The organism is Tepidibacter sp. Z1-5, from assembly GCF_037844525.1.
In the GTDB taxonomy this organism is placed as follows: domain Bacteria; phylum Bacillota; class Clostridia; order Peptostreptococcales; family Peptostreptococcaceae; genus Tepidibacter_A.
On the sequence record NZ_JBBMMD010000046.1, the window covers coordinates 24,554 to 43,340 of the forward strand.

The 18,787-nt window shown below is 28.5% G+C and carries 16 protein-coding genes and 1 riboswitch; of the genes, 2 read left to right on the top strand and 14 right to left on the bottom strand.

What is annotated here, in order from left to right:
- Positions 1 to 85: 85 nt before the first annotated feature.
- The 7 genes from WJW32_RS11165 to WJW32_RS11195 form a co-directional block, all read right to left on the bottom strand.
- Positions 86 to 1,360, bottom strand: coding sequence for a dicarboxylate/amino acid:cation symporter (locus WJW32_RS11165; protein WP_340258312.1), 1,275 nt, complete (start codon positions 1,358 to 1,360; stop codon positions 86 to 88).
- A gap of 113 nt (positions 1,361 to 1,473) precedes the next feature.
- Positions 1,474 to 2,310 (bottom strand): response regulator, encoded by an 837-nt coding sequence (locus WJW32_RS11170; RefSeq protein ID WP_340258314.1) that lies wholly within the window; start codon positions 2,308 to 2,310, stop codon positions 1,474 to 1,476.
- A gap of 4 nt (positions 2,311 to 2,314) precedes the next feature.
- Entirely contained in the window at positions 2,315 to 3,565 is a 1,251-nt protein-coding gene (locus WJW32_RS11175) for a sensor histidine kinase (protein WP_340258316.1), read from the bottom strand.
- An 11-nt stretch (positions 3,566 to 3,576) separates the two neighbouring features.
- Positions 3,577 to 4,674: an HD-GYP domain-containing protein gene (locus WJW32_RS11180; protein ID WP_340258318.1), complete on the bottom strand. Its 1,098-nt coding sequence runs from the start codon at positions 4,672 to 4,674 to the stop codon at positions 3,577 to 3,579.
- A gap of 147 nt (positions 4,675 to 4,821) precedes the next feature.
- A complete protein-coding gene (pepF, locus tag WJW32_RS11185; RefSeq protein ID WP_340258463.1) occupies positions 4,822 to 6,606 on the bottom strand; it encodes an oligoendopeptidase F in 1,785 nt (594 codons plus the stop codon).
- 18 nt (positions 6,607 to 6,624) lie between these two features.
- Complete coding sequence (locus WJW32_RS11190) at positions 6,625 to 7,464, bottom strand: DegV family protein (RefSeq protein ID WP_340258320.1); 840 nt, start codon at positions 7,462 to 7,464, stop codon at positions 6,625 to 6,627.
- Between the two features lie 86 nt (positions 7,465 to 7,550).
- The gene (locus tag WJW32_RS11195; protein WP_340258322.1) at positions 7,551 to 8,258 is read right to left on the bottom strand and encodes an MgtC/SapB family protein; all 708 of its coding nucleotides are present in this window, start codon (positions 8,256 to 8,258) and stop codon (positions 7,551 to 7,553) included.
- Between the two features lie 130 nt (positions 8,259 to 8,388).
- Positions 8,389 to 8,572, bottom strand: a riboswitch (cobalamin riboswitch).
- A 180-nt stretch (positions 8,573 to 8,752) separates the two neighbouring features.
- On the opposite strand from WJW32_RS11195, the gene WJW32_RS11200 reads away from it, so the two are divergent.
- Positions 8,753 to 10,333: a DUF342 domain-containing protein gene (locus WJW32_RS11200; RefSeq protein ID WP_340258324.1), complete on the top strand. Its 1,581-nt coding sequence runs from the start codon at positions 8,753 to 8,755 to the stop codon at positions 10,331 to 10,333.
- 79 nt (positions 10,334 to 10,412) lie between these two features.
- Here the strand turns inward: WJW32_RS11200 and WJW32_RS11205 are convergent, their stop codons facing one another.
- The 3 genes from WJW32_RS11205 to WJW32_RS11215 all read right to left on the bottom strand — a co-directional run bounded on the left by WJW32_RS11205 (position 10,413) and on the right by WJW32_RS11215 (position 12,666).
- The gene (locus WJW32_RS11205) at positions 10,413 to 11,246 is read right to left on the bottom strand and encodes a mechanosensitive ion channel family protein (RefSeq protein WP_340258326.1); all 834 of its coding nucleotides are present in this window, start codon (positions 11,244 to 11,246) and stop codon (positions 10,413 to 10,415) included.
- A gap of 193 nt (positions 11,247 to 11,439) precedes the next feature.
- Positions 11,440 to 11,568: an aspartyl-phosphate phosphatase Spo0E family protein gene (locus WJW32_RS11210; RefSeq protein ID WP_340258465.1), complete on the bottom strand. Its 129-nt coding sequence runs from the start codon at positions 11,566 to 11,568 to the stop codon at positions 11,440 to 11,442.
- Between the two features lie 180 nt (positions 11,569 to 11,748).
- Positions 11,749 to 12,666: a Gx transporter family protein gene (locus WJW32_RS11215; RefSeq protein WP_340258328.1), complete on the bottom strand. Its 918-nt coding sequence runs from the start codon at positions 12,664 to 12,666 to the stop codon at positions 11,749 to 11,751.
- A 450-nt stretch (positions 12,667 to 13,116) separates the two neighbouring features.
- On the opposite strand from WJW32_RS11215, the gene WJW32_RS11220 reads away from it, so the two are divergent.
- Entirely contained in the window at positions 13,117 to 13,650 is a 534-nt protein-coding gene (locus WJW32_RS11220) for a helix-turn-helix domain-containing protein (protein WP_340258330.1), read from the top strand.
- 31 nt (positions 13,651 to 13,681) lie between these two features.
- Here WJW32_RS11220 and ptsG read toward each other — a convergent pair whose 3' ends face one another.
- The 4 genes from ptsG to WJW32_RS11240 form a co-directional block, all read right to left on the bottom strand.
- Positions 13,682 to 15,697, bottom strand: coding sequence for a glucose-specific PTS transporter subunit IIBC (gene ptsG, locus WJW32_RS11225; protein ID WP_340258332.1), 2,016 nt, complete (start codon positions 15,695 to 15,697; stop codon positions 13,682 to 13,684).
- Between the two features lie 305 nt (positions 15,698 to 16,002).
- Positions 16,003 to 16,953 (bottom strand): carbohydrate kinase family protein, encoded by a 951-nt coding sequence (locus tag WJW32_RS11230; protein WP_340258334.1) that lies wholly within the window; start codon positions 16,951 to 16,953, stop codon positions 16,003 to 16,005.
- 168 nt (positions 16,954 to 17,121) lie between these two features.
- Positions 17,122 to 18,093 carry an alpha/beta hydrolase fold domain-containing protein gene (locus WJW32_RS11235; RefSeq protein ID WP_340258336.1) on the bottom strand — a complete coding sequence of 324 codons (972 nt, stop codon included), beginning with the start codon at positions 18,091 to 18,093 and terminating at the stop codon, positions 17,122 to 17,124.
- A gap of 67 nt (positions 18,094 to 18,160) precedes the next feature.
- Positions 18,161 to 18,742 (bottom strand): class D sortase, encoded by a 582-nt coding sequence (locus WJW32_RS11240; RefSeq protein ID WP_340258338.1) that lies wholly within the window; start codon positions 18,740 to 18,742, stop codon positions 18,161 to 18,163.
- Positions 18,743 to 18,787 lie beyond the last annotated feature (45 nt).

Here is an 18,787-nt window from a genome sequence, read left to right on the forward strand (position 1 = left end):
TAATCAAAAATATATCTAATGATAAAAAAATACCCTTAGAAAGGATTCTAAGGGTTCTATTTTTGTGTCTTGATATTTGAATTTTTTAGTTTAAAACTTCTTTTACTACTTTTTGATCATAATACATCTCTTCATCGAATTCACCTTCAGCTTTAGCTACAACGATAGTACATACAGAATCTCCAGTTATATTTACAACAGTTCTAGACATATCTAAGACTCTATCTATACCAATTATAAGTGCTATACCTTCAACAGGAAGTCCTACTGATTGCAATACCATAGATAGCGTAATCATTCCAACTCCAGGTACACCAGCTGTTCCAACAGATGCAAGTGTAGCTGTAGCTATTATAGTTAATAGCGCTTGAAGACTTAAATCAATACCATATACTTGAGATATAAATATACAAGCAACTCCTTGCATTATAGCAGTTCCATCCATATTTATAGTAGCTCCAAGAGGAAGTGTAAACGATGCAACATTTTTAGATACTCCCATATTCTCAACAGCTTCTATAGTAACAGGAAGTGTTGCATTACTTGATGAAGTTGAGAAAGCAACTCCTGCTACCGGTAAAAACTTTTTAAAGAATATTACAGGATTCAATCTACCTACAAACGTAAGTACTCCCATATAAGTGAATGTTGCGTGTATTATTAATGCTAATATAACTGCTAACATATATTTTCCTAGGTTTGCCATGGCAGATAACCCAACATTTGCAAACGTATTAGCTATAAGAGCAAATACTCCAATAGGAGCAAACTCCATAACAACCATAACCATCTTCATTACTATTTCATTTAAAGATTCAAATATATCAATTACAGGTTGTGCTTTTTCTCCAACTAAAGCCATGCTTATTCCCATTAATAAAGAGAAAACTATTATAGGAAGCATATCTCCACTTGCCATTGAAGCTATAGGATTCGTAGGTACCATAGCTATAATAACATCAACAAGTGATTTTGACTGTCCTATAGTTGGTTCTTGTTTTATTATATTAGACATATCAAGTCCAATGCCAGGATTCATAAATTTACCTATTAATAAAGCTACACTTATAGCAAGAGCAGTAGTCATCATATAGAATACAAGAGTTTTAACCCCTACTCTACCTAGCTTTTTAACATCTCCAATTGCAGATGCTCCACAAATCAAAGACACAGCTACAAGTGGTACCACAAGCATTTTTATCGCATTTATAAATACCTTACCACACAATCTGAATATTCCGTCTATTAACAATACGTCTTTTACATACCCTGATGGCATAGAATTTAATATCAGTCCCATAATTAGTCCTAGACCTAAAGCTATAAATATTTTCATCGTTAAACTAAGCTTTTTTTTCATATATTCCCCTCCTAATTTTTATCTTATAATATTATGATACAAGGGGAATACAAAAAAATACTGAAATATTCAAAATAATACATTTCATTTTTCAGTAAAATGCAATAACGCAATTACATAATTTCATTTTGTATCAATAAACCTTCTATGAACTTTTTAACACTTATCTTCCCACACACCTTACTTTTGCCTCTTATATAGTCCATTTGAGCTTTTATATCTTCGAAATTAAATACTAAATTTGAATACGTTGAAAAATCATCGTTCATATAATCTTCAATTCCCAAACTTGCTATATTATTTAAGGCCTTATTTATAGCTCTTCTAATTCTTTGTTCCATAGCTTTCGGATTATTACTAAGTTTTTTGCACATTTCACTAACCTTGTAATTCAAATGCTTATCGCCTTTTAATATAAGATATTCACATATATTTATTATATCTTTACTTCCTATTTCTCCTATTATCCCTAACTTTGAAAGAGAATATTTAATTTTTGCAATTTCCGACTTTTTACTTGCAACCCTATCATTAGATTCTAAATTTTTAAACATTCCCTTTATACTATTTAAAGTAGCATGCATTTCAATCTTTTCTTTTACATTGTTTATAACATTTTCAACCTCTATTATATTTATAGGCTTATTTATAAAAAACTCAATCCCCTGCTTATATGCCTTAGCTATCATATCCTTAGATGATACCTGAGATATCATAACAAACTTAATATCAGGCTTGATATTCTTAACCGCCTTTACAACCTCTATACCATTTTTACACGGCATCAATAAATCAACGATAACTATACTTGGCTGTTTGGCTAGTATTTCTTTTATACACTCTTGCCCACTCAAAGAATACCCTATTACTTCTCCCAAGTTTTTATACTCTATTATATTTTCCAAAACCTTTACAACACTTATATCATCATCAACTATATAAAATTTCATCCAATCACCCTTCTAATTGTTCTTTAGGTATTATTATCTTGAATTCAGTACCTATACCATACTCAGATTCAACACTTATACATCCATTAAAACGGCTCTCAACCATCTCTTTCACAATAGTAAGTCCTATTCCTCTATTCATATCCCCTGTATCCATATTAAACTTTGTAGAAAAACCCGGATTAAATATATAATTTTTATCAGAATTTCTTATCCCATTTCCATTATCAGATATCGTAAAAATAAATTTTTCATCCTCATAAAAATAACTAACATCGACAACACCATTTGTATCATTTATAGATTCTATAGAATTATTTATTAAATTCCTAAGTATAGATATTAGGATATAATGGTCCTTAACCTTTATATCCTTTCCAGCGTTAAAATTAACCTCTATATTAGAACCCATTGAATCTATATACTTAACAGTACTATCTTCAAGTATATTAAATATATATATAAGACTCATCTCTTTATGTTTTGCTTTTATATGAGTAACCTCTTCTATCCCCTTTATAACCCTTATATAATCTTTTTTAATCTCATGTATATCTTTTGTTATAGAAAGCGATATAGACTTTATATTAGCATCTATATCCATTGTATCTAGCTTTTCATATAATTCAAACGATTTACTCATAACACCTTCTATATTATCCATATTTTTATTCATAAAGTATATCTCTGTTTTCAAACTAGATATTAAAAACAATAGTTTCCTATATCGTTCATCATGTTCTTCTTTTTCTATCAAGATATTATACTCTTTTATTATATTTATAAATACAAGTGTAATAGAACTTCTAACCAGACACACCATAATCAAAACTTTTATATAATGCATATCATAATCCACATTATATCTAAATACAGACTCAACTAAATTGCCTCCAAATTCGCTAATGCAAAGATATGCAAACAAAAGATATATATTCTTTTGATTTCTTATATTCAACCTATTGAATATAATTCCAAAAGTCACATAAAAAAATATAACAGGATAATTAATTTGTAAAGAACCATACAATCCATTTCCATCAACAACCAATATTATAACTCTTAAAAAAAACACTACATTAGCTGTTACAAAACTCGTTTTTAGTATATCTACGTTCTTAAAAGACATAAATATAATAGATAAAAATATTATTCCAGCAGATATTCTAAAATCATCATTAAATATATTGATATATATTTGAGATACAAAAGCTATAATAATGCTTATAATCATAATTTTTTTCAATTCTTTCACATTCATTCTCCTCAATTAGAAAATATATTTTCTAATTGTTTCTCTATAAATAAAGTCTTTTCCTCTATTAAGTCTATAAATATATTTTTATGAGCCATATTTTTCCCATTTTTATTTACAAGAAGTTTAATAATAGGCCTATCTAACATGTGTTTATTTTGATCATACACAATCCCCTTAGCACCATCAGATAATTTAACTATCGAGCCTTGCTTAAACTTTACTATTCTGGATAAAAATAATTTAACTATATCAAAATCAAAGTCATTATAACCCAAACTATATATATACTCAGAAGCTTTGTATATAGGTATCTTTTTTCTATATACTCTATCCGCAGTAAGTGCATCAAATACATCTGCCACAGAGCATATCCTAGCCATTTCATATATAAGGTCTCCTGACAATTGATTGGGGTACCCTTTTCCGTTCCACTTTTCATGATGCTGTAAAATAATTTGCTTACTCAAAGCAGATATTTCATTTCCATAATTATCACTTACATATCTATATCCAAGTTCAGGATGTTTCTCAATTTCAACTCTTTCTTCAGACGTTAACTTCCCTGGCTTGTTTAAGATATCAGAATCCACAAAAACTTTTCCAATATCATGCAGTATAGCTCCTAAAGCCAGTTTTTGAAGCTTCATTTTATCGTACTGCATAAGAATACCAGTATAAAGACATGATACCATAACATTCAAGCTATGCTCATACAAGTAATCATCCGACATTCTAATTTCATTTATACTATACGATATATCTCTTTTAGATGTTATTGTATCTAAAAGTTCAGAAATAGTATTATTTATAATGTTCATATTAAGCCCTATATTCTTGCCTTTTTTAGCCATATTAAACTGGTCTTTTATAACCTCTTTTACTTCTCTATACTTTTCAATAGATATTGTATCATTAGGTTCTATCCCCTCTGATATTTCATCACTTATATAAATATATTGTATATTTTTTGAATCAAGTTGCTTAATATAATTAAGATTCAACTTAACATTCTCTTGAAGTAACACTATACCATTTGAATATATAGACTTAGCTACATAATATTCATACTTTTCAACATCTATATAATTAACATTTACAAGTCTCACCATACCACCCCACACTACAAATTATTCTTTATATATTATAAGTTTCATTATATATATTATCAGAGTCTATTTTTGACTTCAATGAGGATATAGTCTATATTTGTTAAAAAAAGAGAAATCTATCGATTCCTCTTTTTTAACCAAAGTTTATTTAGATTTTTCCAACTCTTCTACTAATTCTTTAAAAGTATCAAGCGCTATTTGTATGGATTTCTCATCTTCCATATCCACACCAGCTTTTTTAAGTTGATTTAGTGGATAATCAGATCCTCCACTTTTCAAGAATTCTAAATATCTATCTACCGCTTTAGAATCTCCACTTAATATATTATGACTAAGTGTTGCAGCAGCCGAGAATCCTGTTGCATACTTATATACATAAAAATTAGAATAAAAATGAGGTACTCTAGCCCACTCCATACCAATTTCATCATCAACATATACATCTTTTCCATAGTATTTAACATTTAAATCATAATATATATTACAAAATTCTTCATTAGTCAGAGCTTCTTGATTTTCAGATTTTTCATGTATAATTTTTTCAAACTCAGCAAACATAGTTTGTCTATATACAGTAGTTCTAAACTGTTCTAGATAATAGTTTAATATATATACTCTCTCGTCATCGCTCTTACTATTTTTAAGCATATAATCCATAAGTAACTGTTCATTTAAAGTAGATGCTACCTCAGCCACAAATATCTTATAATGAGAATATAGATAAGGTTGATTTTTTCTTGAATAATAACTATGCACAGAATGCCCAAGCTCGTGAACCAAAGTAAATAAAGAATTTAAATCATCTTTATAATTAAGAAGTATAAATGGATGAGAATCATAACTTCCCCAAGAATAAGCCCCTCCTTTTTTACCTTCATTTTCATAAACATCTATCCATCTTTCATCAAAAGCCTTTTGTATCAACTTTAGATATTCATCCCCTAATGGTTTTAAAGCTTTAAGTATTATTTCTTTAGCTTGTTCATAAGGTATTTTTATATCTAACTTTTCAACCAAAGGAGTATACATATCATACATATGTATTTCATCTAACCTCAAAAATTCTTTTTTTAACTTTAAATATTTTTGCAAAATGTCCAAGTTTTTAGTTATAACAGTTATTAAATTATCATACACACTTAACTTTATATCATCTTCAAATAAAGATGCTTGTATAGCAGATTCATAATTTCTTGCTTTTGCATAAAAAATCTCTCTTTTAACACTTCCTTCTAACATGGATGCAAATGTATTTTTATACTTACTATAAGTATCATACATATTTACAAATGCATTTTTTCTAACTTCTCTATTTTTACTTTGTAGAAACTTAGAAAAATTACCATGAGTAAGCCTAACTTTCTCACCCTTTTCATCTTCTATCTCAGGAAACTTAATATCTGCAAAAGATAACATATCAAATGCATTCTCTGCAACATTTGCAACATCAGAACTCATAGCTAAAATTTGTTCTTCTTTTGAGGATAATGTATAAGGTTTTTTTCTTAAAATCTGATCTATAAGTTTTTTATACGGCTTCAATTTATCATTATTCAAATAATGATTCATCTTGTCTTCGTCTATACTTATTATCTCAGGAATCATAAACGACGTAACAGTTCCTATTTGAGTTGATAACATATCTGATTTTCCAGATAGAGATTGTTGCTTTGTATTTCTTGTATCCTCATGTTGCTTCATATGAGAATATACATATGTGTTTTCAGCCAATCTAGATATTTGTTCATACAAATTCAAAACTTGATATAAGTTATCTTCAGATTCACTTAAAATACCTTTATACTTTTTTATATCTTCTAAGAATTTTTTGATTTTTTCAAAATCATCATTAAGTTCATCTTCATTTTTATATATACTTTCTAAATCCCATTTAAATTCATCTTTAATCTCATTTCTATTTTCCAATATATATTCCTCCTTCTCTCACTAAAAACTAATCAACAAAGCTCCTTCAGATGAATAAGAACCTATAGTTGCTCCTATTTCAGATATTATTATTTCTTTAAATTTATACTTATTATTAACCATTTCTTTAAATTTCAAAGCTTTATCCAGTGCATTCGAGTGACATATTGCCAATATTTTTTCAGAAGCATTAATTCCTTCGTTTTCTATAAAATCCATTAATTTATTTAAACTTTTCTTATCTCCTCTAGCTTTACTAAATATTTTCACAAGACCATCTTCAACCTTTACAGTTATTTTTAAATTTAAGACTTGAACTATTTTTTCTTTAAAAGAACTTATCCTACCAGCCTTAGCTGCATTTTCTATCGTCTCAAGTACAACATAAGTCGAAATTTTTTTTACATCTTTACTTATTTTATCTACTATGTAGTCTATACTTTTCCCTTTTTCAATCATCCTAGAAGCAGCCAGAACCAATAATCCAGTTCCCATAGATCCATTTTTAGAATCTATTATCTCTATTCTCTTCTCATTTCCTCCTTCTAAGTACATATTTTTACCTATCAAAGCATTATTATACGTACTAGATAATCCAGAAGATAGAGATATAACAATAACATTATCCTGTTCACAATTAAACTCTTTTACAAATCTATCTGGAGATGGACTAGATGTTTTGGGAAGATTAGGACTATTTTTCATTTTTTCATAAAATTCTTTTTTAGTTATATTCACACCATCTAAATAAGAACCTTCGTCAAATAAAACATTCAACGGTATAACACATATATTATAGCGATCAATTATATATTCAGGCAAATCGCACGAACTATCAGTTATTATTTTTATATTATTCAAAACAAAACACATCCTTCATACATTTATTTAATTGTAGAATTAATCTAATTGTATTTTTTTTGTGGATTTTTGTAAATAGATATTCTCTATTCATATTCAATTTTTATAACATCATCCAAATCCAAAATGCTCTTTACAATATCTTTAAATTCTATCTTACTATTATATACCACAACCATTTTCATATCCCAACACTTATACTCATCATGAGTTATATCTATATTCTTTATAAAAATTTTGTTACTTTCTATTATATCTATAACCTTCGATGTTATATTTGAAATATTTCTTGTATTAATATACAATGTACTAGTTTTACTAAGCATTATTCTCTTATCTATAAATTTCAAAGTATACAATGTCATAATAAGCAAAAAACAAGATACAAATGCTAAATAATAATATCCAAACCCAATAGCGATTCCTATACAAGCAGTCACCCAAATCCCAGCCGCAGTAGTAAGTCCTCTTATACTATCTTTGGTTTTAAGTATTGCTCCTGCTCCTAAAAAACCAATCCCAGATAAAACTTGAGCCGGCATCCTAGCCGGATCCAGATTTACATATTGTATATATTCTTTAAACAACATCAAAGATGTAACGGCAACAACACAGGAACCAATTGAAACCAATATATGAGTTCTAAACCCCGCCCATTGATTAGATTTTTCTCTTTCAAAACCTACTACGCCCCCTATAAAAAGAGCAAATAATAATCTAAATATCATTTCTTTATGTGTCATCAAATCACCTCTTTTTTTATTTATATTACCATTTAAATCTATATATATCAAAAAAAAAACAGGCCTCTTGAGGGCCTGGGGCGAAAAAAATATTTAGGGAAAGAAAAATATATAAAAAACCTGCCTAAGCGACGTACTAGGACAGGAATAATTTCTTTTTTCCTGACCCTTCCCTCCGAAGGCTGAAAACTCTATACAGGTAGGTCTCCTGACTCATGATTCATCTTACTCCCTACCCTTCCCGCAAAATAATAAGCAGTGGTTTTATAGGTTTCATCATCAATTACAGTAGCGGGGGCTGTGACGGATTCTAACCGCGCTTCCCTGTTATCCTCATAATAAGGACCTGCACATTCTATTAAGTTTTCTTATTATTATGATAACATATAATTTCATACTTTACAATATATGTAAAGGTTTTTTGTTTTTATTTTTATTACTTTCAAAAAATGATATATTTAATATATAAAACAAAATATTTTACTAAATATATAAGTTTTATTATCCGATATACTATATATGCCCAAATTGATACGAGGTGACTTATGTACATAATACAAAATGAATTTTTTGATATATTTGAAGACAAAGAAAAGCTTTATATAAAAACAAAGAAAGAAGGGTTTGATATTTCAAACTTTTCAGCTTTATCAACCTCACACCCACAAATCAGTATAAAGTATTTTTTAAACCTTAAAAATGCTTTAGAAAATATTTCAGACAACAATGTAGAAATAGGCGTATTAAAACCAAAAGTAGAATTGAGTATATCCTCAGATAACACCGAAGCATATTTTAAGTTAAATATTCCAAAAGATGAGCTTAAAAATAATAGACAACAAATAATTGATTCTATATTATCTGAGCTGAAATCAAATAACATAGTACACGGAGTAATTTATACTTTACTTGATGAAGATATAAAAACACAAGAAAACATATTAATAGCCAAAGCAACACCACCTAAAAACGGACAAGATGCTATAATAAAATATCTAGATTTACCAGATAAAAAACCTAATATACGTGAAGATGGTTCAACTAATTATTACGAAATGAATCTAATATACGAAATAAATAAAAACGACTATTTAGGAGAAAAGATACTTCCAACTCAAGGTGTTGATGGTTTAAATGTAAAAGGAATTGTAATACCATCCAAACCTGGAAAAGATAAAATGTTAAATTTCGATAGAAAAACAGTTGCAGAATTTGAAGAAGATAACAAAATAGTATTAAGAGCATTGACAAACGGTGCACTTTCTCACAACCACGGAAAAGTATCTATTATAAAACACCTCGTTATAAACGGAGATGTTGGCTATGAAACAGGTAATATATTTTTCGATGGCTCAGTTACCATTAAAGGAACTGTTTGTGATGATTTTAAAGTTATAGCAACAGAAGATATTTCTATAAACAGCATAATGGGAATAGGGTCTGCTGAAAAAATAGTATCTACAAATGGATATATATATATAAAGGGTGGAGTTTGCGGAAAAGGAAAAACTCTGATTCATTCTAAAAAAAGTGTTTTTGTTAAATATTCTAATTCATGTACCATAATAGCTGAAGATACTATAAATATAGGATTTTATTCCTTAGATAGTATTCTCGAATCTAAAAGCATTCTTTTGAATCCTGAAAAAGGTAGGATAATAGGAGGAAAAATTAGCGCATACGCAAAAGTAGTAACAGGTGCAATCGGAAACGCTTCAGAAAGAAAGACAATAATAAACGTAAAAGGCTTTGATAGAAAAAAAGTAAAAAAAGATTTAGATGAACTTTTGATAAAATATAAACATTGCTTATTAGAACTAGAAAAAAATAAAAAAGAAATGGAAGTTTTCGAAAGCACAGTTAAAAACTTTGCTGAATTAATAAAAACTCACGAATACGAATACTACCACAATATACATGAAAAACTCACAGCAGAATTATCAGAATTAGAGCAAAATCGAAAATATCTTTCGGACTATCTACATTCAAAGGGTGAAGGCGAGATATCTATATTAAACAATGCTTTCCCTCAAACTTTCTTGGAAATAAAAAATCTTCAAAAGATAATAACAAAAAAAACTTCTGGAACTTTTTATGCAAAAGATAACAACCTTCATTCAGAATAAAATTCACTTCACGCTATTGCATTTCTCGATATGTAAAAAAAATTCAGATGGAACAAACCTCCATCTGAATTTTTTATACCTATATATAACTTTCATATTCATCCGCATCAATATTAACCCTCTTAGGATAAGCTATTTTAATTCCCTTTTCTTTAAATTTAACCAGAATCATTAGCCTAGCATTCTTAGCTATAGAAAAGTATTTAAAAGAAGCTACAACACCTGTAATAGTGTACTTAGCTCCTACGCTGCTAGATTCTATATCAGTTACCCCATATACAGAGAACGGTCTTGATGGTTCATTCATTATATTCTTAATTAGAAATTCTTTGTATTTTTCATTTAACGCTTCACACACTTCACCTAATGTTTGCATAATAAAATCAGGGTCACATTCATAAGAAACTCTAACATGAACTATTACCCTCATTTTTTTTCTACTATAATTCATAATAGATTTTATCTCACCATTTGGAAGACTTATTCTTCTCAAATTCCAATCTCTTATACTAGTGCTTCTAAGGCCTATTTCCTCTACTGTTCCTCTAAAACTTTCATTTATATAAATATAATCTCCTACCTTGATCTGTTTCTCAAATAATATAAAAAAACCATTGAGTACATCCTTTATAAGATTTTGAGATGCAAATCCTGCTATGACCCCAAATATACCTGCTCCAGTTAGTATAGTTGACTGATTCAAATCAATTATACCAAATTCTTTTAATACCAATACACAAGCTACAAAAAATGATAAATAATAAGATATAGATACTATTATACTTCTCAATGTATTTTCTCTTTGAACATCAATTTTAGTTATATCAAATACTTTTTTAGTTATATACTTTATAGTTCTTACAAATAAACAACTCAATACTATTATCAATATAGAATTTATAAACCTTATCATACCATTCTCCTTAACCCTTATATCTGTTGATTAATATTTAAATTATCTCCACATATAATGATCTGTATACGTTCTCTACAAATAAAAAAGTCTTTTTTTTAATTCATAACGAAAATTATACTTATTCACAATTTAGATATGAATATAATTTCCTCATATATAAAAAGAAACGATATTCATCGTTTCTTTTTGTTTAAAATTTCTGTAATTTTAAATACTCATTTATACATATATCTATCTTCTGACTCGTGCTTAGTATTTCTTCTTTAAAAATATCTGGATATTCGATATATCTATTTATCTCTTCCCTTAATTCCTCTATATCGCTTTTTAATTCTTCTAATTTTTTTTCATTCTATATCACCACTTATTCCAGCATATTTGAACCCCTTATGCTATGATTCTATCAAATAAATAGAATATATGTCAATATAGAACTCGATAATTATTCATTTATTATAATAATTATAAATATAATGTATTATTTAGAAATTATATGCAATCAATACGATATATTGTCTATTTGTGAATCTTCACCCAAAATTTTAACATACATCTTGTGAGGAAGACATGCTATCATCTGGCCTTTTCTATCTATAAAACCAGTTTTAACACAAACTTTATCATAACAATCAGCTTCTATCATTTCTACTCCTCCGTCATGAATATAAATATAGTTAATTCCTTCTTCAGTTTCAATTTTTATAGTTTTTTCATAATTCTTATCAGTTATAACAACATCTTCATATACTTTATCGTCGACAACAACTTGCACTCTCTTATATGCAGTATCATCACTATCAATATTAGTAAAATAAAATGCTGACACACTTAAAACCAGAGTTGATATCACTATTATATAATCTAGTTTTTTAAGTTTCGTCACAGTATAGTTTCTATTATTTATATTCATAGCTTTATATATACTTTTATTTTTCACAAGATACCTACATACAAAACCAATAAACAAACCCGTAGGAATAGATGTCAATAAAAGTATAGGTAAATATATAAACATACCTATATTATGTATTATTATAGATGACATTATCAATTGCCCTATATTATGAAACATTGCCCCTACCACACTTATTCCTATTAAACTAGATTCCTTTTTGCTAAATTTAGCGAATATACCCATAAATACCAAACTCAAGATACCACCCGCTATACTGTATAAGAAAGCAGAAAAACCTCCTCCAAATATAGACGATATCATTATTCTAGCAGTCAATATTACAAACGTATCTTTAAAACCTAAAAAAAACAAAGATATTAAAGTAATTATATTAGAAAGCCCAAGTTTCGCTCCAGGCGCCATAAACACAAAAGGATTGGATATATAGGTTTCTATTATATACATAACTAAGCTTTGAGATACTAATATAGACATAAACACCATTTTTTTTGTTTTACTCATAAATTCCTCCTATTTTTGTAATGAAGTCAACTTCAATTGAAACGGAGTTTTCCAATATTAGATTTAATTACATCTTAATTATACTTTAAAAAAAGCAAAAAAGACAATGCATATCTCCACCAACATAGCTTTAAAAAGCTTCCACTAAGAAACTAGATATAGCAGCATCTGCTAATGCTCCTATAACCTTCATTCCCTTTGATTTTTTATATTTAATGCCATAAAATAGTATTAATTTGCTATTTTATCAATATCAAATTCAATATTTTGTATAGTAGTTTGCAATTCAAATATTATTTTTTTTGATTCCCACTATGTTTTTTTCATTTCTTTATTTATTTTTTTATTTCTCCTTTTCTTAGATGTGACATAAAAAAATATAATTTATTTAAATAAGTTATATTTTTTATGTTATAATTTATTAAATGATTATTATGTGAGGAGAGAGATATGGAATTAGGAGCAAAAATAAAACATTTTAGAAAGAGAAAAGGATTAACAATAAAGGAATTATCTAATCTTACTAATCTATCAATAGGATTTATAAGCAACCTAGAAAGAAATCTAAATAGCCCTTCTGTGAGCAACCTTCAGCATATATGTGAAGTATTAGGAATAAACTTAATGGACATATTACAATCTTCTAGCGAAAAAGACTTCATCGTTAGACAAAATGAAAGAAAAGAAATATTTACAACTGACGACAATAACATAAAATTCGAAATGCTTACTAACGGTAATAAACACTTAAATTCAATATGTATAACAATAGAAGGAAACAGCGAATCCAGTGACGTTTCTTGGGGACATAACTACGATGAGTTAGGTATAGTTATAAAAGGCATTTTAGAGATACAGGTAGACAACGAAACCTATTTATTAAACGAGGGTGATAGCGTATACATTAGTAAATTTACACCTCACACTTACAAAAATCCATCTAGCCAAAAAAATATAACCCATTGGTTTTCTGTAAAAGAATAAAGGCCACTGCATAAGCAGTAGCCTTTATTTTTTATTTTACAATCACTATATTTTTATCTCCAACTTTAACATTTTTACCTATTTGAGCACTTACCTGTTGCCCTTCATCAAGGTTAGTAAATACTATAGGTGTTATAATCGACGGAACTGATTTTTTAACATTTTCTAAATCAACCTTAAGAATCAGTTGTCCCGCTTTGACTTTGTCACCTTCTTTAGCTAAAGCTTCAAATCCTTGTCCATTTAAATTTACAGTATCTATTCCAAAGTGAACTAATACCTCTTGACCATTGTCTGCAGTAAATCCTATTGCATGCTTTGTTTTAAAGAATGTAGTTATAACTCCATCTACAGGAGATACTACGTCTCCATTTATAGGTTCTATAGCAAATCCATCTCCCATTATTTTTTGAGAGAATACCTTATCAGGCACATCTGTTATATCTAATACCTTACCATTTAAAGGTGCTACAAAATTTAATTTTTTGCTAGAATCCTTAGCTATAGTCTTCTTTTGTACTTCTTCTACAACAGGTGTCTTACCATTCATTATATCCTTTATTTGACCTTTTAAAGTCTCTGATCTTGGTCCGAATATAGCTTGTAAGTTATTACCTACTTCCATAACACCAGCTGCTCCTAAAGCTTTTAATTCATTTTTATCTACATTTTTGATATCATTAACACTTATTCTAAGTCTTGTTATACAAGCATCTAACTTAGTTACGTTTTCTTTTCCACCTAAAGCTTTTAATATACCTTGAGCAAGTTCTGATCCTTTAGTATGCTTAGTTTCTATTACATCTGCATCATCTTCTCTACCAGGAGTTTTTAAGTTGAACTTTCTAATTGCAAATCTAAATCCAAAGTAATAAACTGGTGCAAAAGCTAATCCTACTAAAATAACTAACCACCAAGCAGTTTTACCTTGAAGAACACCAAATAATAAGAAGTCTATAACTCCACCAGAAAACGTCATACCTATTTTAACGCCTAGTATATGCATTAACATGAATGATAATCCTGCAAATATACAGTGAATTCCATATAAAACTGGTGCTACAAATAAGAAAGTAAATTCTATCGGCTCTGTAATACCTGTTAAGAAAGATGTAAGTGCTGCTGAAGCCATTATACCTCCAACTAAAGCTTTCTTTTCAGGCTTTGCTTCATGATACATAGCAAGTGCTGCTGCTGGAAGTCCAAACATCATGAACGGGAATTTACCTGTCATAAATGTACCAGCTGTAAGTTGTACGCCATCTTTCAATTGAGCAAAGAATATTGAGTTATCTCCTCTAACAAGCTCCCCGGCCTTGTTCGTATACTCTCCAAACTCAAACCAGAATGGTGAATAGAATATATGATGAAGACCAAATGGTATTAATGATCTTTCTATTACTCCAAATACAAATGCTGCAAGTGTTCTATTTGCATCTATCATACTATGAGAGAACCAGTTAAGTCCATTTTGAACTGGAGGCCATGCAAATATCATTATAATTCCTACTACTAAAGATGATACCGCTGTTACAATTGGAACGAATCTTTTTCCTGCAAAGAATCCTAAATAAGGCGGAAGTTCAATGCTATAATATTTTTTATACATTGTCGCTGCTAATACCCCAACTATAATACCTCCAAATACTCCTGTTTGAAGTGTTGGTATACCTAAAACGCTTGCATAAGCTGGGCTAGTTCCTACCATATCAGCTGTAATACCTTTTGCAGTTCCCATAGTAACATTCATTATTAAATATCCTATAACCGCTGCAATTCCTGCAACACCTTCTCCATCAGCAAGTCCTACCGCTACACCTACTGCAAATAATAAAGCAAGATTTCCAAATACAACTCCACCTGCTTGCTCCATAATTTTAGCAATATACTGAATTACAGGAGCTCCTAAAAATGGTAATTTAGCTAATGTAGCTGGATTTTGAAATGCATTACCAAAACCAAGAAGTATTCCTGCCGCAGGTAATATTGCAACTGGAAGCATTAAAGCCTTACCAATTTGTTGCAATGTTCCGAATATTTTTTTCATAATTTCTTTCTCCTCTCTTATTTTTATTTACTAATGAAAAATGATTACCTTTTGTATATTACAAAATAAAAAGGCATAAGCAAAGTCATAAAATATTATTGCCCAAAGCAACAATTTCTATAACTTTTGCTCATGCCTAATCTAATTAGTAACACACAAAGTTATTAAAAAATATTAATTTTTATTTATCTTATAAATACATATTAACATAAAAAAATATGATTTGCAACCGTTTTCACGTATTTTCTACATATTTTTTTGTTTTTTATTATATTTTTTTGCTTGTTTGCGAATTTTCTGTATTATTATTCTATTTTTTCCCACTTAGTATTTATAATTACCTTTTCCACTAGTTCTTTACTCATTCTAGGATGAATGGTTTCTTCATGAGATATAGTTATTATAGACATAGCTATAGCAAATTTAACCATATCTTCCATAGACATATTATTCATATATCCATATCCAAGACCTGCTACAAAAGAATCTCCCGCTCCAGTTACATTATTTACTTCAACATCATGAGCTTTAATTCTTCCAGATTGATATTTATTACAATAATAAATTCCTTCTGCATCAAGACTTATAAATACATTTTCTATTCCAAGCGATAAAAAATAATCTCCTGCTTTTTTTAAGTCTTCATCACTCTTTATTTTAAATCCAGCCAAAATTTCCGCTTCATATCTATTAGGCTTTATTGTATGAAAATGACCTATCAAATGTTTTATATTTTCAGCCTTAGCAGCAGATATAGGATCTAGTATAAACTTTGTTTTACCTCTAAATTTATCTAGTATATATTCAAGTTTTTCAGGATCATCTGCATCTAAGCAAATATACTCAGAATTATTTATAATTTCTTCTTTAGAATCAATGAAGGCAAAATCCATTTTATCTATAACCTTCATATCTGCAATACCAGATACCATTTCTCCATTTTCATTTAAAATAGCCATATAAGTAGGTGTTCCTTCATTCTCAAGTACTAAAGATTCACTCATATCATATCCTATACCTTTTGAATGTTCCATCATACTACGACCTTTTGCATCATCACCTAATATAGATATAAACTTTGTATTTACACCTACCCTAGCCATATTCTCAGCAATATTTCTACATACGCCGCCAAACGATATCTTTATATTTCCCGGCGTAGAATTATAAGGTTTATAGCATGAGCTACAAAATCCAAATATATCAACAACAGAAGCTCCAAATACTAAAATATATGGTTGGTTCTTTTTATTCATTTTCATCTCTCCTTCTAATAATCAACCATACTATTTTATCATATTTTATCGTTTTTTGTATCTTTATAAAAAAAATATAGCTTGTATTATTAATCTACATAGTCAATCATGCTTGTTATTTTCCTTAATAATTTTCAGATATATATTAACAACATAGGACTTCAATATTTAATTATCATTTTTAAACTTATCTTCTATAAACAATATAACCTTATTTGTTATATCATTTAGCGAGGGATTAATTTCTCCAGCTGTAGAAATCAGTCCATGACTAGCATTTTTTACAGGAACAAATTCAACATCTATTCCTAAGCTTTTAGACTTCTCATATAAAGCCTTAGATTGAGAAATAGGGACTATTGTATCTTTTTCTCCATGAATCAATAATATTGGTGGAGTGTTTTCAGACAAGCAATACATAGGACTTGCATTTATGTAAATATCTTTCATGTCATTTATCGTACCTCCTATAAGATTTTTAGTAGTTGCTGTATATTTTTTACCTTTTACTAAAGTCAAATCAGTTGGTCCAAAAAACGATATTATAAAATTTACTTTAGATGATATGTTTTTCAAATCTTCATTACCTAAGTACATACTGTCATCTGTAAGACCTTCTAGTAAAGCTAAATGTCCTCCTGCTGAATTTCCACATATTCCTATTTTATTTTCATCTATATTATAGCTAACAGCATTTTTTCTAAGCCATCTAATAGCATCTTTTACATCTTTAACCGGTTCTGGAAACTTAGTATTCTTATTAGTTAATCTATAGTCTATACTTACAAATGTAAACCCTTTATTATTTAAAATATTAATTAAATCTTTAAAATATGGAATCTCTGATTTCTTATTCCCAAATGCCCAAAACCCTCCGTGAACATAAACAATAGCAGGTCTTTTTTCATCGTCTAATACATTCGCCATATAAATGTCTAACTTTAATTCTTGTCCATCCACAAACTTATATGTTATATCTTCAAATACATTATCTTTTTTATATGTATTTTGATTATTTTTCAATAAAATCTCTTTCTTATACTTTGCAACTTCTTTAAGTGTAGCTTTATTCATACTACAACCACTAATAAAAACCATAGTAAAAACTATACTTATGATAAAAATTAAGATTCTTTTCATATCGTTCCTCCATTCAAAATCCTTATTACTTATTTTATCACAAGTTTTTATTGTATATTATTAAATTTCAATCTAATTCATTATCAATAATTCCTTGTATTATCAATCTATGTGTACCTACCTTTATAGGAGTACATGTGATTAAAGTTATGATTTTATCATGATCATTTCCTTCTAAGACCCATATATCTTCTGGTTTTACTATAAATTTATTATTTACAGTATAGATGTAATTTTTTTCTTTTGAAATCACTTGTATTTTATCTCCTAATTCTATTTCATCCAATCTATTAAATTGTTTTCCATAATTATAACTTCTATGTCCCGCAATTGCACAATTTCCTATTTCTCCAGGTCTTTTAGTTTCTAAAATTCTACAAGGACCTATATTTAGATTTTCTTTTGTCGCATCTTCTAATATAGGCAGTAGTACATCTATTTTTTCTATTTTTAAAATGTCTGTCACATTATTGTTTTCAAATTTAGGCAAATCAACTTCTTCTTTTATATCTTTCTTTGCTTCCTGTGTTTCTTGTATGGATTCTACTATTTCTTGTTGAATTTTTTCATTTTTGATTTTCTTCATATGAGGATAAGATACTATAATTAGCCCTAAAATAATAAAAATCATACCTAATAACTTTTTCAATTCTTTTCCTCCCAATGAATTAGGCAAGCTTTACGCTTGCCCAAT

What these genes read in the sequence shown, in the direction of transcription:
- WJW32_RS11165 (WP_340258312.1), bottom strand. Translation starts at nt 1,360, where the DNA reads ATGAAAAAAAAGCTTAGTTTAACGATGAAAATATTTATAGCTTTAGGT.
- WJW32_RS11170 (WP_340258314.1), bottom strand. Translation starts at nt 2,310, where the DNA reads ATGAAATTTTATATAGTTGATGATGATATAAGTGTTGTAAAGGTTTTG.
- WJW32_RS11200 (WP_340258324.1), top strand. Translation starts at nt 8,753, where the DNA reads ATGTACATAATACAAAATGAATTTTTTGATATATTTGAAGACAAAGAA.
- WJW32_RS11205 (WP_340258326.1), bottom strand. Translation starts at nt 11,246, where the DNA reads ATGATAAGGTTTATAAATTCTATATTGATAATAGTATTGAGTTGTTTA.
- WJW32_RS11235 (WP_340258336.1), bottom strand. Translation starts at nt 18,093, where the DNA reads ATGAAAAGAATCTTAATTTTTATCATAAGTATAGTTTTTACTATGGTT.
- WJW32_RS11215 (WP_340258328.1), bottom strand. Translation starts at nt 12,666, where the DNA reads ATGAGTAAAACAAAAAAAATGGTGTTTATGTCTATATTAGTATCTCAA.
- ptsG (WP_340258332.1), bottom strand. Translation starts at nt 15,697, where the DNA reads ATGAAAAAAATATTCGGAACATTGCAACAAATTGGTAAGGCTTTAATG.
- WJW32_RS11230 (WP_340258334.1), bottom strand. Translation starts at nt 16,953, where the DNA reads ATGAATAAAAAGAACCAACCATATATTTTAGTATTTGGAGCTTCTGTT.
- WJW32_RS11220 (WP_340258330.1), top strand. Translation starts at nt 13,117, where the DNA reads ATGGAATTAGGAGCAAAAATAAAACATTTTAGAAAGAGAAAAGGATTA.